Annotated in this window: 14 protein-coding genes; 7 read left to right on the top strand and 7 right to left on the bottom strand. The window is 73.1% G+C overall.

The annotated features are described in order from the left end of the window. Positions 1–235: 235 nt before the first annotated feature. On the bottom strand, positions 236–1,891 hold the full coding sequence (locus tag ACGF3H_RS34985; protein ID WP_362486897.1) for a DUF3152 domain-containing protein: 1,656 nt from the start codon (positions 1,889–1,891) through the stop codon (positions 236–238). Positions 1,892–1,898: 7 nt separating this feature from the next. Next, positions 1,899–2,921 (bottom strand): alpha/beta hydrolase, encoded by a 1,023-nt coding sequence (locus tag ACGF3H_RS34980; RefSeq protein ID WP_362486899.1) that lies wholly within the window; start codon positions 2,919–2,921, stop codon positions 1,899–1,901. A gap of 200 nt (positions 2,922–3,121) precedes the next feature. Between ACGF3H_RS34980 and ACGF3H_RS34975 the strand changes: the two genes are divergently transcribed. From ACGF3H_RS34975 to ACGF3H_RS34960, 4 genes are all read left to right on the top strand, one after another. Further along, on the top strand, positions 3,122–3,343 hold the full coding sequence (locus tag ACGF3H_RS34975) for a hypothetical protein (RefSeq protein WP_362486901.1): 222 nt from the start codon (positions 3,122–3,124) through the stop codon (positions 3,341–3,343). Between the two features lie 207 nt (positions 3,344–3,550). Beyond that, positions 3,551–4,192, top strand: coding sequence for a TetR/AcrR family transcriptional regulator (locus ACGF3H_RS34970; RefSeq protein ID WP_362486903.1), 642 nt, complete (start codon positions 3,551–3,553; stop codon positions 4,190–4,192). 155 nt (positions 4,193–4,347) lie between these two features. After that, entirely contained in the window at positions 4,348–4,575 is a 228-nt protein-coding gene (locus ACGF3H_RS34965; RefSeq protein WP_161168724.1) for a DUF3107 domain-containing protein, read from the top strand. 171 nt (positions 4,576–4,746) lie between these two features. After that, entirely contained in the window at positions 4,747–5,013 is a 267-nt protein-coding gene (locus ACGF3H_RS34960; RefSeq protein WP_362486904.1) for a hypothetical protein, read from the top strand. Between the two features lie 234 nt (positions 5,014–5,247). Here the strand turns inward: ACGF3H_RS34960 and ACGF3H_RS34955 are convergent, their stop codons facing one another. Beyond that, entirely contained in the window at positions 5,248–6,003 is a 756-nt protein-coding gene (locus tag ACGF3H_RS34955) for a ferritin-like fold-containing protein (RefSeq protein WP_362486906.1), read from the bottom strand. 492 nt (positions 6,004–6,495) lie between these two features. Between ACGF3H_RS34955 and ACGF3H_RS34950 the strand changes: the two genes are divergently transcribed. Together ACGF3H_RS34950 and ACGF3H_RS34945 are read left to right on the top strand one after the other, a co-directional pair. Then, positions 6,496–9,156 carry a DEAD/DEAH box helicase gene (locus tag ACGF3H_RS34950; protein ID WP_362487223.1) on the top strand — a complete coding sequence of 887 codons (2,661 nt, stop codon included), beginning with the start codon at positions 6,496–6,498 and terminating at the stop codon, positions 9,154–9,156. A gap of 287 nt (positions 9,157–9,443) precedes the next feature. Further along, entirely contained in the window at positions 9,444–10,322 is an 879-nt protein-coding gene (locus ACGF3H_RS34945; protein ID WP_362486908.1) for an alpha/beta hydrolase, read from the top strand. 35 nt (positions 10,323–10,357) lie between these two features. Here the strand turns inward: ACGF3H_RS34945 and ACGF3H_RS34940 are convergent, their stop codons facing one another. Continuing rightward, complete coding sequence (locus ACGF3H_RS34940; protein WP_362487225.1) at positions 10,358–11,263, bottom strand: NYN domain-containing protein; 906 nt, start codon at positions 11,261–11,263, stop codon at positions 10,358–10,360. Positions 11,264–11,502: 239 nt separating this feature from the next. Here ACGF3H_RS34940 and ACGF3H_RS34935 point away from each other — a divergent pair, with 239 nt between their 5' ends. Further along, positions 11,503–11,655 carry a hypothetical protein gene (locus tag ACGF3H_RS34935; RefSeq protein ID WP_362486910.1) on the top strand — a complete coding sequence of 51 codons (153 nt, stop codon included), beginning with the start codon at positions 11,503–11,505 and terminating at the stop codon, positions 11,653–11,655. Between the two features lie 79 nt (positions 11,656–11,734). Here ACGF3H_RS34935 and ACGF3H_RS34930 read toward each other — a convergent pair whose 3' ends face one another. The 3 genes from ACGF3H_RS34930 to ACGF3H_RS34920 form a co-directional block, all read right to left on the bottom strand. Beyond that, positions 11,735–12,340: a MarC family protein gene (locus ACGF3H_RS34930; protein ID WP_318214324.1), complete on the bottom strand. Its 606-nt coding sequence runs from the start codon at positions 12,338–12,340 to the stop codon at positions 11,735–11,737. An 84-nt stretch (positions 12,341–12,424) separates the two neighbouring features. After that, on the bottom strand, positions 12,425–13,282 hold the full coding sequence (locus tag ACGF3H_RS34925; protein ID WP_362486912.1) for a PHP domain-containing protein: 858 nt from the start codon (positions 13,280–13,282) through the stop codon (positions 12,425–12,427). A 133-nt stretch (positions 13,283–13,415) separates the two neighbouring features. Next, on the bottom strand, positions 13,416–14,057 hold the full coding sequence (locus tag ACGF3H_RS34920; RefSeq protein WP_362486913.1) for a DUF6758 family protein: 642 nt from the start codon (positions 14,055–14,057) through the stop codon (positions 13,416–13,418). Positions 14,058–14,213 lie beyond the last annotated feature (156 nt).

Below are 14,213 nucleotides of genomic sequence, written 5' to 3'. Positions count from 1 at the left end.
CGCCGGCCGAGGTCGGTGGCCCCCGCCCCCCCCCCCGACCCCCGGGGGGGGGAGCCGCGGGGGGCCCGGGGGCACGACGGGGGAACACCTATTGCGGACAAGGCGGTGGCGCGATGGACGGTTGTCCATCGCGCCACCAAAAGGGGTGAACGGTCGTAACTTTCCCGTGCGGGACGCGTTCGGTCGCGCTAAGGGATCATGCGGCTACCGTGTGCGACGCAACGGCCATGGCGGGTCAGCCGTTGGGGTAGGCCCAGGCGTTGGGACGGCAGTCGATGCCGTCGTGGTCCACGAACTTGGTCTGCTGCTGCATGACCGGGGCGAGCTGGCCGTCCTTGTCGCAGGAGACGTGGTTGTAGCCGATGCGGTGGCCGACCTCGTGGTTGATCAGCATCTGCCGGTAGGCGTATATCTGGTCGCCGAAGGGCTCGGCGCCCTGCGCCCACCGGTAGGCGTTGATCATCACGCGTTCGGTGGCGGCCGAGTCGCAGGAGACGTTGTCCTCGGTGGTGTCCAGGCCGGACTTGGCGCACCAGTCGGCCGTGGTGCCGGGGCTGGCGAGCGTGATCACGAAGTCGGGCTCCCCGGAGTGGATGCGCTCGAACGTACGGGCGCCGTCGTGGGCCCAGCTCCGGTTGTCGTTGAGCGTCTTCTGCACGGCCTGCGCGAAGAGTGCGCCGTCGAGGCCGAGCCCCTGCTCCACGTCCACGCGGTAGGTGTACTTCTGCCCTGTCCCGGGCGCCTTGTCGAAGCCGGGGACCGCCTCGAACTTCCCCGACCCCTTGTAGGTGGCGCCGAGGGGATAGGTCTTGGCCATCTTCTGCTCGTACGTCAGCGGCGCCGCGGCACCGGACGCGGCGGGCCGCTCGTCCGAGCGGGACGCGGGGTCGCGGACGTCACGGGCCTGGTCGGTCGCGGACCGGGAGTCCGCGCCCTTGCTGCTCTGGCCGTCGGCGACCTGGCCGGCCACGACGACCGCCAGCACGGTGGTGACGGCGGCGGCCGCGATGCCGGTGAAGGCCCGCCCCTTGCCGCCCCTGGCCGGCGCGGGTTCGCCGGTGGGCGCCGCGTCGTCGTCGCCGGGGGCGCCGGGGCCGTCGGCGGACCTCCGGTCGGTGACGGAGGCGTACGGGTCGGGCGCCTGGGCGGGGACGGGGGTACGGGGCCGGGTCCGGGTCGAGAAGACGCCGTCGTCCTCGCCGAAGGCGTCCAGGTAGTCGCGCCGCGGCCCTTCCGCGGGCGCCTGCCGCTGCCGCGGGAAGGGGACGCCGGACCGACCGGGCGCGGTCGCGTCCGACTGCGGCCCTGCCGCGGCCCGCCCGCCCACGCCGCCCCAGCCGCCGCCGGGTTCGCGCTGCTCGGGATGCCCGCCACGGACCTGCGGCATCCCGTGCGCGGGAGTCCCGTCGGGAGAGCGGGGCACACCTCGCGCAGGCGTCCCGCCGGGAACACGGGGCGAACCGTGCGCGGGCGTGCCGTCGGGGAGACGCGGCGAACCATGCGTCGGCGTGCCGTCCGGGACGCGCGGCGAACCCTGCGCGGGCGTCCCGTCGGGGAACCCCGGGAAGGGCTGCGCCTGCCGGCCGCCCTGCGCCCGCGGAAACTCCTGCGCGGGCGTGCCACCGGGGAACCGGGGAACGCCGTGCGCCGGTGTGCCGCCGCCCGGCCGGGGAACGCCGTGCGTCGGCGTGTCGTCCGGTGGCCGCGGGGCAGCGTGGCCCCAGGCGCCGCCCGGCGCCGTGCCGTGTGCCGACGGACCCGGCATTCCGTCGGCCGGCGGGGCGGGCAGGCGCCGTCGGCCCGGGCCTGCGGCCCGGTCCTCGCGTGCTGCCGCGGGGGCGTCCGCGCTGTCGCCCTTGGGGGCGGGTCCGCGGCGGCTGTGGCGTCCCACTCGCGCCTCAGCCTCCTGTGGTCTGGTTGGCGGGCTCGTCGTCGACGGGCCCGGCGGTGCTCCTGGCGACCGCCGACTCCCCGGCGTCCGCGAGAAGTTCGCGGAACGCCGTGGCCACGGTCTCCGGGTATTCCATCATCGCCACGTGTCCCGCGTCCGGCAGGGTCAGCAGCCGGGCGTCACGGAAGGCGCGGGCCGCCCGCTGAGCCATGCGGTAGCCGACGAGTTGGTCCCGTCCACCGTAGACCAGCAGTGTCGGTGCGAGAACCCGTTCGGCCTGCCGCCACAGCCCGTGCTGGCCGCCCACCGTGTACGCGTTGACGATCCCGCGTGCCGAACGTGCCATCGCGTCCCAGAAGTACGGCAGTTGCAGCCGCCGCTCCATCTCCTGCACGGCGTTGCGGAAGCCTTCCGGCGACACCCTCCCGGGGTCGCCGTAGCAGAGCGCCGTCACCCCGCGGACCCGCTGCTCGGCGGTCCACTCCCTGGTGAGCCGGGTGAACAGCGACACCACGCCCGGCAGCGCCAGCAGCCCCGTGGGCACCGCGCTGCGCTGGACACGGATCTCCGGGAGCGCGGGCGACACGAGGGTCAGCGTGCGCACCAGGTCGGGCCGCACCGCGGCAACGCGCGTGGCGACCGCGCCGCCGAGCGAGTTGCCGAAGAGGTGGACGGGGCCGCGCCCGGCCGCGTCGAGGTGACGGATGACCGCGCGCGCGTGACCCGAGACGGAGTAGTCGCCGTCGTCCGGCGGCGGCGAGTCGCCGAAGCCGGGCAGGTCGACGGCCTCGCTGTCGACGACGTCGTCCAGCAGCGGCATCAGCGCCGACCAGTTCTGGGACGAACCGCCGAGGCCGTGGACGTACAGCGCGGGCGGAAGCCCTTCGCGAGCGGGCTGCCTGGAGCGCACCGCGAGAGTGATCCCGGACAGACGTACCGAGCGGAGCCGCTCGCCCTCCACGACCTTGACGGCCGCCACCCTCGGCAGCACATTGGCAGGCGGCACGGACGGCGGCTCGGTCGAAGACATGCGGCAATGTTACGAGACGATCACGCAGTGGCTCATGTGTTCGCCGTCACAGAACGTGTGCGACGCCGGGCGGGCCGGGTACCTGCGATCGGCGCACACCGACGCCTGGCGGCCGAATCGGGTGTCTCCTAGGCTCATGGAGAGGGCACCCGCATGTGGCCCCTGCATCTCCAGGGACGTCCGTAGGAAGGGAGCCCAGCATGACCGTCGACCCCACCGACCCGGAGACCTTCGACGACGAGGACCGGGGACCCGAGGAACTCGGCGTCGAGGCCCCCGACGCCGACGCGGCGGAGCAGTACGCCGACGTCACACCCGATCGCGACGACCCGCTGACCGGTGTGGAACCGGACCGCGCCAACGAGGCCGACCTGGCCGAACAGGCCCGGGTCGTCGCGCAGGACGAGGACGACTACCGCTGAGGCGGAACGACTGCCGCTGAGGCGGGGGGCCGCCGATCAGGAGGGAGGCCGATTTTTGCCCGGCCTGCGACCTTTTGAAACCTGTTGTGCGGCTTTCGCCACCGTCCGGTCCGTGAAATTCTGCGCTCGCACCGCGCACACCACGGTTACCGAAAAGTACGATGGCGACGCGGCGCACACCGCACGTGGACGACTTTGGGAGGCGGCGTGACAGCCATCGAGCAGACAGAGGCGGTACGCCCGCGGGGCACACGCCTTCCCCGCCGTGCCCGACGCAACCAGCTGCTGGGCGCCGCCCAGGAAGTGTTCGTGGCGCAGGGCTACCACGCCGCCGCGATGGACGACATCGCCGAGCGCGCCGGCGTCAGCAAGCCGGTGCTGTACCAGCACTTCCCGGGCAAGCTCGACCTCTACCTCGCCCTGCTGGACCAGCACTGCGAGGCGCTGATCCAGTCCGTGCGCAACGCGCTCGCGTCGACGACCGACAACAAGCAGCGCGTCCGGGCGACGATGGACGCCTACTTCGCGTACGTCGAGGACGACGGCGGCGCCTTCCGCCTGGTCTTCGAGTCGGACCTGACCAACGAGCCCGCCGTGCGCGAGCGCGTCGACAAGGTCACGAACGAGTGCGCGGAGGCGATCTGCGACGTCATCGCCGAGGACACCGGCCTCTCCCGTGCCGAGTCGATGCTGCTGGCCTCCGGTCTGGGCGGCCTCGCCCAGGTGGTGGCCCGCGCCTGGCTGCACAGCGACCGCACCGTGCCGCGCGACCAGGCGGTCCAGCTGCTGACGTCGCTGGCCTGGCGGGGCATCGCCGGTTTCCCGCTGCACGGCACCGAGCAGCACTGACCGTCGCACGTTCGGCGTACGGCGGCGTCTGTTCCCCCCGGCTGTTCGCTCCTGGCGTTCTCGGGCGGAGCGTGTACGTCCCCTCACCGGGCTAATGTGTGCTGGGTACGGCGCGGAAGATCGCGCACTTCACTGACCGTCGGAGGGACATAGCCGTGGAGGTCAAGATCGGCGTGCAGCACGCGCCCCGCGAGATCGTTCTGGAGAGCGGTCAGAGTGCCGAGGAGGTAGAGCGCGTGGTGGCCGAGGCACTGGCCGGCAAGTCGCAGCTGCTGAGCCTCGTGGACGAGCACGGCCGCAAGGTCCTGGTCCCGGCCGACCGCCTCGCGTACGTCGAGCTCGGCGAGCCGAGCCCGCGCAAGGTGGGATTCGGCGCGCTGTAGCCGACGGAGGAAGTACGGCGAAGGGCCCGGCGGTCGAGACCGCCGGGCCCTTCGCCGTACTTCCGTCCGGAGCACAGCTCGTCCACAGGAGGAGGATTGCATTCCGCAGGTCAGGGGTATGTCGGCCAATGACCGTTTCGGGCAGGCCGGCCACGTGGGAGGGACCCCGACATGCTCCTGGAAGCGCTCAGCGCCTCGATCCTCGGCCTCGCTCTGGCCTGGGCCGCCGCCCGCCGTCTGCCGCACCGCCTCCCCGACCGCGTCCTGGTCCTGCCGACGGGTGTCGCCGGGGCCCTGTTCGGGGCGTTCGTCACGCACACCGCGCTGGGCGCCGGCGGACTCCTGCTGGTCCTCATGGGCGCGGCCGCCGTCTCGGCGGCTTCGCTGTCGCTGCTGCTCCGCCCGGAAAGGCTGCGCCGTCGTTCGGCGACCGCCTGACCGGCCGCCGGTGGCGGCGCCGGCGGTGAGGCCGGGGCGGGCCGGCGCCTAGGGGGTGTCGTTTGGATCAGGCCGGCTCCGGACCACGGTGCCGTGCTGCCGACCCGAGCGGGGTCTGGCGCGTGCAGCTGCAAGGCGGAGGAGGGAGCCGACGCGGAGCGTCGGGGACCGACGACAACGCCGCAGATGCGCGTGCCAGACCCCGCGACCCCGGCAAGATCCAAACGACGCCCCCTAGGCCGCCAGCCCCAGCGCCGCCATCCGCTTGGTGTGCGCCTCGGTGATCCGGGAGAACATGCGGCCCACCTCGGCGAGGTCGAAGCCGTCCGCGACACCGCCCACGAGCATCGTCGACAGCGCGTCCCGGTCGGCGACCACCCGCTGGGACTGCGACAGCGCCTCGCCCATCAGCCGCCGCGCCCACAGCGCCAGCCGCCCGCCCACCCGCGGATCGGCCTCGATCGCCGCGCGCACCTTCTCCACGGCGAAGCTCGCGTGCCCGGTGTCGTCCAGCACGGCCAGCACCAGGCTCCGGGTGTCGGAGTCGAGCCGGGCGGCGACCTCCCGGTAGAAGTCGCTGGCGATGGAGTCGCCGACGTAGGCCTTGACGAGACCCTCGAGCCAGTCCGAGGGGTCCGTCTGCTTGTGGAAACCGTCGTAGGCGGCCACGAACGGCTCCATGGCCGCCGTCGGCTCCTCACCGATCTCGGCGAGCCGGTCGCGCAGCCGCTCGAAGTGGTGGAACTCCGCCGACGCCATCTTCGCCAGCTCCGCCTTGTCCGCCAGCGTGGGCGCCAGCTTGGCGTCCTCGGCGAGCCGCTCGAACGCCGCCAGCTCGCCGTACGCGAGCGCGCCGAGCAGGTCCACGACCGCGGCACGGTAGTGCGGGTCGGCGGCCGCCGTCGCCCAGTCCTGGGCGGCGACTCCGGTGGCTGCGGCGGTCTCGGCGGGGACGTCTGCGGCGTTGCCAGGCTTGTCAGAGCTCGTCATGCAGCGCACAATAACCCGCCCGCCGCGGACCGTAAGGGCCTGGTCAGTCACTGTGACGACGACTACGTGACCAATTCGGCCATCGCGTGTGCGCCGATTCGGGGTATGGTGGTAATGCGCCTGCCGAGTATGTGACGTACAGGTACGTGACGTCTTCGTCGGGCCGCACGCATGAGGATGCCCGGTCGGTGGCCCGATCGGCTCCGACCCGACAGCCCTCCCTGCCGTACGCCACACTGCGTACGGACCCCGGAGGGGGACCCTCAGTGGTACGAGCGCTGGAGCGTCGACAGAGGTCCCGTGTCCTACGGCTCACCCGTAAGGGCGGCCGACGTCCCCGACACGGTCCGCACGACCCGCGCGCTCGCCTCGCACCACGCACACAGAAGAGGCAGCACCCTGACTACGACGTTCCGATCCCTCGGGATCCTCCCCGAGACCGCCGAAGCCCTCGAGGCCGTCGGCATCGTCAATCCCTTCCCCATCCAGGAGATGACGCTCCCCGTGGCCCTCTCGGGCACGGACGTCATCGGCCAGGCCAAGACCGGCACCGGCAAGACGCTGGGCTTCGGCCTTCCGCTCCTCGAGCGCGTCACCGTCCCCGCCGACGTCGAGGCGGGCCGCGCCGCGCCCGAGTCCCTGACCGACGCCCCGCAGGCCCTCGTCGTCGTCCCGACGCGCGAGCTGTGCCAGCAGGTCACCAACGACCTGCTCACCGCCGGCAAGGTCCGCAACGTGCGCGTCCTCGCGATCTACGGCGGCCGGGCGTACGAGCCCCAGGTGGAGGCCCTGAAGAAGGGCGTCGACGTGATCGTCGGCACCCCGGGCCGTCTGCTGGACCTCGCCGGCCAGAAGAAGCTGAGCCTGAAGCACATCAAGTGCCTGGTCCTCGACGAGGCCGACGAGATGCTCGACCTGGGCTTCCTGCCCGACGTCGAGAAGATCATCAACATGCTGCCGGCCCGGCGCCAGACCATGCTCTTCTCGGCGACCATGCCGGGCGCGGTCATCGGCCTGGCCCGCCGCTACATGTCGCAGCCCACGCACATCCGCGCCACGTCGCCGGACGACGCGGGTGCGACGGTCGCGAACACGAAGCAGTTCATCTACCGCGCGCACAACATGGACAAGCCCGAGATGGTGGCGCGCATACTGCAGGCCGAGGGCCGGGGACTGGCCATGGTCTTCTGCCGCACCAAGCGCACCGCGGCCGACCTGGCCGACCAGCTGAAGCAGCGCGGTTTCGCCTCCGGCGCGGTCCACGGCGACCTCGGCCAGGGCGCCCGCGAGCAGGCCCTGCGCGCCTTCCGCAACGGCAAGGTGGACGTCCTCGTCTGCACCGACGTCGCCGCCCGCGGCATCGACGTCGAAGGCGTCACGCACGTCATCAACTACCAGTCGCCGGAAGAGGAGAAGACGTACCTGCACCGCATCGGCCGCACCGGCCGCGCGGGCGCCAAGGGTACGGCGATCACGCTGGTCGACTGGGACGACATCCCGCGCTGGCAGCTGATCAACAAGGCGCTGCAGCTGGACTTCAACGACCCGCCGGAGACGTACTCCACCTCCCCGCACTTCTACTCCGACCTGGGCATCCCCGAGGGCACCAAGGGCATCCTGCCGCGCTCGGAGCGCACGCGGGCCGGGCTGGACGCGGAGGAGCTGGAGGACCTGGGCGAGCCGGGCGGCCGGGGCGGTCGCGCCCGCGGTGGCCGGGGCGGCCGGGACGAGTCCCGCTCCTCCGACCGCGAGCGTTCCTCCGACCGCGAGCGTTCCTCCCGTACGACGCCGCGCCGCCGTCGCCGTACGCGCGGCGGGGCGCAGGTGGACGCCCCGGCCACCGGGACCACCGCCCCCGAGGCCGTGGCCGGCGGCACGAACGGCGCCACGGACACGGAAGGCACCGCTCAGGGGCCCCGCGTCCTGCGTCGCCGTCGCCGTACGCGGGGCGGTGAGCCGGCCCAGCAGCCGGTGACGGCCGCCACCGCCGAGACCGCGGCGGCTGAGACCGCCGTCGCGACGGCGGAGGGCACGGCTCCGGAGGCTTCGGAGGGCGTCGAGGCCCCGGCCAAGCCGCGTCGTCGTCGCACCCGCAAGTCGGCCGAGACGCCGTCCGCCGCACCGGAGGCCGCCGCGGTGGCCGAGCCGGCGCCGGTGGTCGAGGCTCCGGTGACCGAGGTTCCCGAGGCCGCCGCGGTCGAGGCGCCCGTCGAGAAGCCGCGTCGCCGCACCCGCAAGGCCACGGCCCCGGCTGCCGCCGAGACGGCCGTCGACACGGCCGAGGGAGTGACCGAGCCGGCCGCCGAGCCGGCGGAGTCGAAGCCGCGTCGCACCCGCAAGACGGCGGCCAAGACCACGGCCACCAAGGCGGAGACCGCGGTCGACACGGCCGAGGCGCCCGTCGAGAAGCCGCGTCGGACGCGCAAGGCCGCCGCCGAGGCCTCGGAGACCGTCGAGGCCGCTGAGGCGGTCGAGGCTGCTGAGGCCAAGCCGCGTCGGACCCGCAAGACCGCGGCCAAGACCACGGCCCCCAAGGCGGAAGCCGCCGTCGACACGGCCGAGGCCACCGAGGTCAAGCCGCGCCGCCGCACCCGCAAGGCCGCCGAACCGGCCGAGGCCACCGCCGAGATCCCGGCCCAGGCCTCGCAGGAGCCGGAGGCGGCCGAGGCCAAGCCGCGCCGCACCCGCAAGACGGCGGCCAAGACCACGGCCACCAAGGCGGAGACCGCGGTCGACACGGCCGAGGCGCCCGTCCAGAAGCCGCGTCGGACCCGCAAGGCCGCTGTCGCTTCGGATGCCGTCGAGGCCGCTGAGGCCGCGGTGGCTCCGGAAGCCGCCGAGGCCAAGCCGCGCCGCACCCGCAAGACCGCGGCCAAGACCACGGCCACCAAGGCGGAAGCCGCCGTCGACACGGCCGAGGCCACCGAGGCCAAGCCGCGCCGCCGCACCCGCAAGGCCGCCGAACCGGCCGAGGCCACCGCCGAGATCCCGGCCCAGGCCTCGCAGGAGCCGGAGGCCGCACCGCGGCGCCGGACCCGCAAGGCCGCGGCGGCCCCCGTCGAGGCCGCCGAGACGGCCGACGAGGCGAAGCCGAAGGCTCGTCGTACGCGCAAGGCGGTGGCGGCGCAGCCCGCGGAGTCGGCCGAGAGCTGACCCGCCGCGTCCCGGTCCGTCGGCCCGGTCCCGCCACTCGGCGGGGCCGGGCCGACGGCGTATCCGCGCCCCTGTCGCCGCTGACGTGGGGCTCGGGAAGGGTGGGGCGCCGGTGTTCACGGTCCGGCGGCGTGGCGCGCGAGGGCGCTCGCCCCTCGCTGCCGGGTGCCTCCCCGGCAGGCCCCCCAGCGCCCCCGTGCCGCTCCGGCCGCCCGACTGCCCGCGGTCGGGCCGGCGGGGGTGGCCAAGGTGGGGCGGGCGCGCGGGGCCACGGATAGTCTCTGGGCGTGAGTACGAACGCCCGCTTCACCCCGCCGCCCGATGCCCGCGCGTACCGGCTGCGTACCGCGCGTGGTGAGTTCGCCGTCGTCGACTCGCCCGTGGCGGGCGGTGGCGTGCCGAAGGGGGTCGTGCTGATGCTGCCCGGTTTCACGGGCAGCAAGGAGGACTTCACGCTGCTGCACGAGCCGCTCGCGGCGCGCGGGTACCGCACGGTCGCCGTGGACGGCCGGGGACAGTACGAGTCCGACGGTCCGGAACACGACGAGTCAGGCTACGCGCAGCCCGAACTCGCCCGGGACGTCCTCGCGCAGGTCGCCGCGCTCGGGACGGCCGTGCACCTCCTCGGGCACTCGCTCGGCGGCCAGATCGCCCGTGCCGCCGTCCTCCTCGACCACTCCCCCTTCCTGTCCCTCACGCTGATGTCGTCGGGTCCGGCGCGGATCTCCGTCTCCCAGCAGCAGCGCGTGAAGCTCCTGCGGGACGCGCTCGACACCATGACGATGGCCCAGGTGTGGGAGGTGATGCAGGCGATGGGGCCGCCGGAGGAGGCCGGTGCCCCGGTCCCCGCCCACGGTCCGGACGCTCCGGAACGCCTGCGCGAGCGCTGGCTGGGCACGAGGCCGGCTCAACTGCTGGCCACGGGGCGCCAGTTGTGCACCGAGCCGGACCGCGTCGCCGAACTCGCCGCGACGCCACTGCCGTTGCACGTCCTGTCGGGGGCCTACGACGACACCTGGCCCGTGCCCCTCCTCGACGAGATGGCCGAACGGCTGGACGCGCGCCGGACCGTCGTCCCCGGGGCGGAGCACTCGCCCAACACGGACCAGCCGCTGCCGACCGCCCAGGCCCTGGCCGACTTCTGGGACGGCGTCCCCGCGAGGTGACCGGCGCGCGGGCCCGGCCGGTCCCGGGGCTCGGCCTAGTACTGGGCCCGGAGGTGCTCCCAGAAGCCGTCCCGCAGCGCCCGCCGCAGGTCGGCCTGGCCGCGCAGTGAGTACTGCAGCAGCCCTTCGGCCTCCACCAGCAGGTCCTGGTCCACGGAACCGGGGAGGTACGGATGGCCGGGGAGCAGCTCCAGCAGTGCGTCGCGGCCCCGGGCCGCCAGCCACTTCGCCGCGATCTGGGCGCCCACGAAGCGCACGTCCTCGCGGGCCGGCCGCACCACGCCCGCCGCTTCGAAGGCCTGGGCGGTGCGCCGGGAGACGTACGGCTTGAAGAAGTCGAGGTCGAAGGTGCGCTGGCTGTCGACCTCCCAGAGCAGCGGGTCGGCCTGGTTGCGGCCCTCCGGGGCCTCGATGCCCCACAGGTGGACGCGGGCGCCGTAGCCCTGGGCGGCCTCGACCGCGGAGACCAGGTCCTCGTCGCCGCCGAGGAGCGCCGCGTCGCTGATGGCGCGGTGGCGGGCGAGCGATTCGAGGTCGGAGCGGATGAGGGAGTCGACGCCCTTCTGCTGGTTGTTGGCGTTGAGGTTGCCCAGGCGGACCTTGACGTCCGGCAGCTCGGCGATGGACTGCTGCTCGGCGGTGTGGATGCGGCGCCGGGCGCCGTCGTACCAGTAGACCCGCAGCAGGCGGCTGTCCGCGAAGATCGTGCGGGCCGTGTCGATGAGCGCCTCGATGAGTCCCTCGGCGTCGAGGTCGAAGGCCCGGCGGTCCTCGGTCCCGGCGACCAGTCGCCCCGCCGCCGCGTAGAGGTACCCGGCGTCGACGAAGATCGCGTGCGTCGAGGGCGTCTTCGCCACCTCGGCGAGCATGCGCTGCAGCAGCTCGTTGGTGCGGTCGATGCGGGCGTTCAGGGACGCGAGGTCGTCGTTCATCGCCTCCATTGTCCCGGCGGTCACGCTGCGAACACAACCGGTCCCGGTCGGTCCCGCACCGACCGTGCACCGATCGCTCCGACGCCGTCTTCTTACGTGTCAGTAATTAGTTGTTCGAAAAATTTCCTTAGCGTAGGGAATGTTCGTGACACCCAGGCCGTTGAACCGTACGGACGCCCGGGCACCGACGACCCGGGGCCCGCACCAGTAGTTCTCCTCAGGAGGATGACCAGATCAAGGGAGAGGCCATGCGCTTTGAAGTCATGCGACTCGACGACACCGACGGAACGCCCGTCGACACCACCGTCGTGGACGCCGCCTCCGTGAACCGCATCGTTCAGCAGGCCGCCGCCATCGGGCAGCGCCTGTGGATCCGCCCCGCCGGCACCTCGGCCTCGTAACGCGGACCGTTCGACACGCCGCGAGCCCCCGTACGGCACCGTCACCGGTGCTGTGCGGGGGCTCTGTCGCGTCCGGGGCTCAGGCCCCCTGGATCACCTGGGTGACGCCGTTGATGATCTGCTGCACGGCGATCGCGGAGAGCATCATGCCCGCGAGGCGGGTCACCAGGACGACACCGCCGTCCTTGATGACGCGGATGATCAGCAGCGAGTACCGCATCACCAGCCACAGCACCACGTGGATGGCGAGGATCGCCGACCAGACCGACACCTGCGAGGTCACGCTGTCGGCCTTCTGCACGGCCAGGATGACCGACACGATGGCGCCGGGCCCCGCCAGCAGCGGCATGCCCAGCGGCACCAGCGCGACGTTGACGTCCTTGGTCTGCTTGGGCTCGTCCGTCTTGCCGGTGAGCAGGTCGAGCGCGATCAGCAGGAGCAGCAGCCCGCCCGCGATCATCAACGCGGGCACGGAGACGTGCAGGTAGTTCAGGATCTGGTGCCCGAGCAGCCCGAAGACCGTGATCACACCGCCGGCCACACAGACGGCCTGGAAGGCCATCCGCTTCTGCACCTTGGCGGGCCGGCCCGCGGTCAGCGCGAGGAAGATCGGGGTGATCCCGGGGGGATCCATGATGACAAAAAGGGTCAGGAAGAGGGAGCCGAAGACGGCGAGGTCGAACATGAGCGTGACAGGGCCTTGCGATGACAGGAACAACGAACGGGGTGGGGGACGGGAGAGGCCCGCGGGCCTCGGGTGCGGCGGGCCTCAGGCTCCGCCGGCCCCCGGCACGGGGAACGCCCCGTGCGCCCGCCGCGTGATCTCCCCGTACACCTCGGGGTCGGTCGTGTACTCGCCCAGCTCGCAGGTCTTCCGGCTGCCGTGGTAGTCGCTGGAACCGGTCACCAGGAGCCCCAGCTCCGCGGCGAGCCCGCGCAGCCGCGCCCGCGTCCGGACGTCGTGGTCCATGTGGTCGACCTCGATGCCGTCCAGTCCGGCGGCGGCGAGCTCGGCGATGGCGCTCTCCGGCACCGTGCGGCCCCGCTTGGCGGCGGCGGGGTGGGCGAACACCGCGACGCCGCCGGCTCCCTTGATCAGCCGGATCGCCTCGAAGGGGTCGGTCTCGTGCTTCTCGACGTACGCCCGGCCGCCGTCGGCCAGCCAGTCCTCGGTGAAGGCGTCGCTCACGGTCGGCACGACGCCGAGTTCCACGAGCGCGGAGGCCACGTGCGGACGCCCGACCGAGCCGTCCCCGGCGATCCGCGCGACCTGCTCCCAGGTGACGGGGACGCCCAGCTCGTTGAGCCTGGCGACCATGGACCGGGCCCGCGGCACCCGGTCGTCCCGGACGAGCTCCCGCTCGGCGAGCAGGGCGGGCTCCTCGGGATCGAAGAGGTAGGCCAGCATGTGCATGCTGATGCCGTCGAGGCGGCAGGAGAGTTCGGCGCCGGTGACCAGCGTCAGGCCCCCGGGCAGGGCGGCGACGGCCTCGGCGTGTCCGCGGGTGGTGTCGTGGTCGGTCAGCGCGACGACGTCCAGTCCGGCCGCGGCGGCGTTGCGCACCAGCTGGGCCGGGGTGTCCGTGCCGTCGGACGCGGTGGAGTGGGTGTGCAGATCGATGCGCACGACGCTGACTCCAGGCGGTGACGGGACGGAGGGACGCTCCAGGATAACCGGACTTTCGTACCCCGATGTCACACCCGAAGCAGCCTCGCACCCCCTACGTCCGCGGCAACCACGCCCGTCTCCGGTCCTCGCCCTAGGGCTGGATCAGCCGCGGCGAGAGGGCGCCGCACGGCACCAGGTCCACCTCGGCCCCGGCGTCCCGGAGGTCGGTCAGCACCAGCTCGTCGTACATGAGCAGCCCCGACTGCTCGGGCCACAGCACGGCCCACAGCCACATGCCGAGGGCCTCCCCCGCGAACACCGCCCGGTCGGCCGGGGCTCCGGACACGTGCCAGAGCGGGGTCGGGCGGCCGGCGGCGAGCACCTTGGCCTGCGGCGGCTTCTCGACGTCCATGTAGGGGCCCGGGTCCGGGGCGTCGATCCCCGCGTACCAGGCGCCGAGTCCGACGCCCAGCTCCTCGGCCACCAGGATCAGCTCCCCGACGCCGCCGAGCGGGCCCGGCCCCGAGCAGGCCACCGCGGTGGCCCGGCCGCCGCTGCGGTCGTCGCCCGCGCAGGCCACGCCGGTGAACAGCCAGCCCACGGGCAGCGGCCACGGCATCCACACCGGCACCTGGGTGCGGTGCACCACGACGCCGAGCGCCTCGACGCTGGGCGGTATCACGGGCTGGACCGGGTGCACCGTGCCGTGCACGTCGCACTGCCATGAATCGGCGAAAAGACCGGGAGCCCTGACCCGGCCACCACACTTCGGGCAACTGGGTTCGCCCCTCATACAGCCCCACGGTCCTACCCTCACCCGCCCACGTCAAGGACGATCACCCATCCGGGCGGCGGACCTGACCAGGGGAAAGTAGGTGCATGTTGCATTAATTAGCCACGCTAACTTACTATGTGCATACACCAACCATTTCTGTCGGCATTGGAGCAA

Source organism: Streptomyces sp. NPDC048185 (assembly GCF_043202495.1).
GTDB lineage: Bacteria > Actinomycetota > Actinomycetes > Streptomycetales > Streptomycetaceae > Streptomyces.
The sequence above is the reverse complement of the archived record's forward strand: the minus strand, read 5'-3'. Positions and strand labels throughout refer to the sequence as shown.

Coding starts and splice junctions, on each gene's coding strand:
- ACGF3H_RS34930 (WP_318214324.1), bottom strand. CDS start 12,340: ATGTTCGACCTCGCCGTCTTCGGCTCCCTCTTCCTGACCCTTTTTGTC.
- ACGF3H_RS34960 (WP_362486904.1), top strand. CDS start 4,747: ATGCTCCTGGAAGCGCTCAGCGCCTCGATCCTCGGCCTCGCTCTGGCC.
- ACGF3H_RS34955 (WP_362486906.1), bottom strand. CDS start 6,003: ATGACGAGCTCTGACAAGCCTGGCAACGCCGCAGACGTCCCCGCCGAG.
- ACGF3H_RS34980 (WP_362486899.1), bottom strand. CDS start 2,921: ATGTCTTCGACCGAGCCGCCGTCCGTGCCGCCTGCCAATGTGCTGCCG.
- ACGF3H_RS34935 (WP_362486910.1), top strand. CDS start 11,503: ATGCGCTTTGAAGTCATGCGACTCGACGACACCGACGGAACGCCCGTC.
- ACGF3H_RS34975 (WP_362486901.1), top strand. CDS start 3,122: ATGACCGTCGACCCCACCGACCCGGAGACCTTCGACGACGAGGACCGG.
- ACGF3H_RS34920 (WP_362486913.1), bottom strand. CDS start 14,057: ATGAGGGGCGAACCCAGTTGCCCGAAGTGTGGTGGCCGGGTCAGGGCT.
- ACGF3H_RS34950 (WP_362487223.1), top strand. CDS start 6,496: ATGACGCTCCCCGTGGCCCTCTCGGGCACGGACGTCATCGGCCAGGCC.
- ACGF3H_RS34940 (WP_362487225.1), bottom strand. CDS start 11,263: ATGGAGGCGATGAACGACGACCTCGCGTCCCTGAACGCCCGCATCGAC.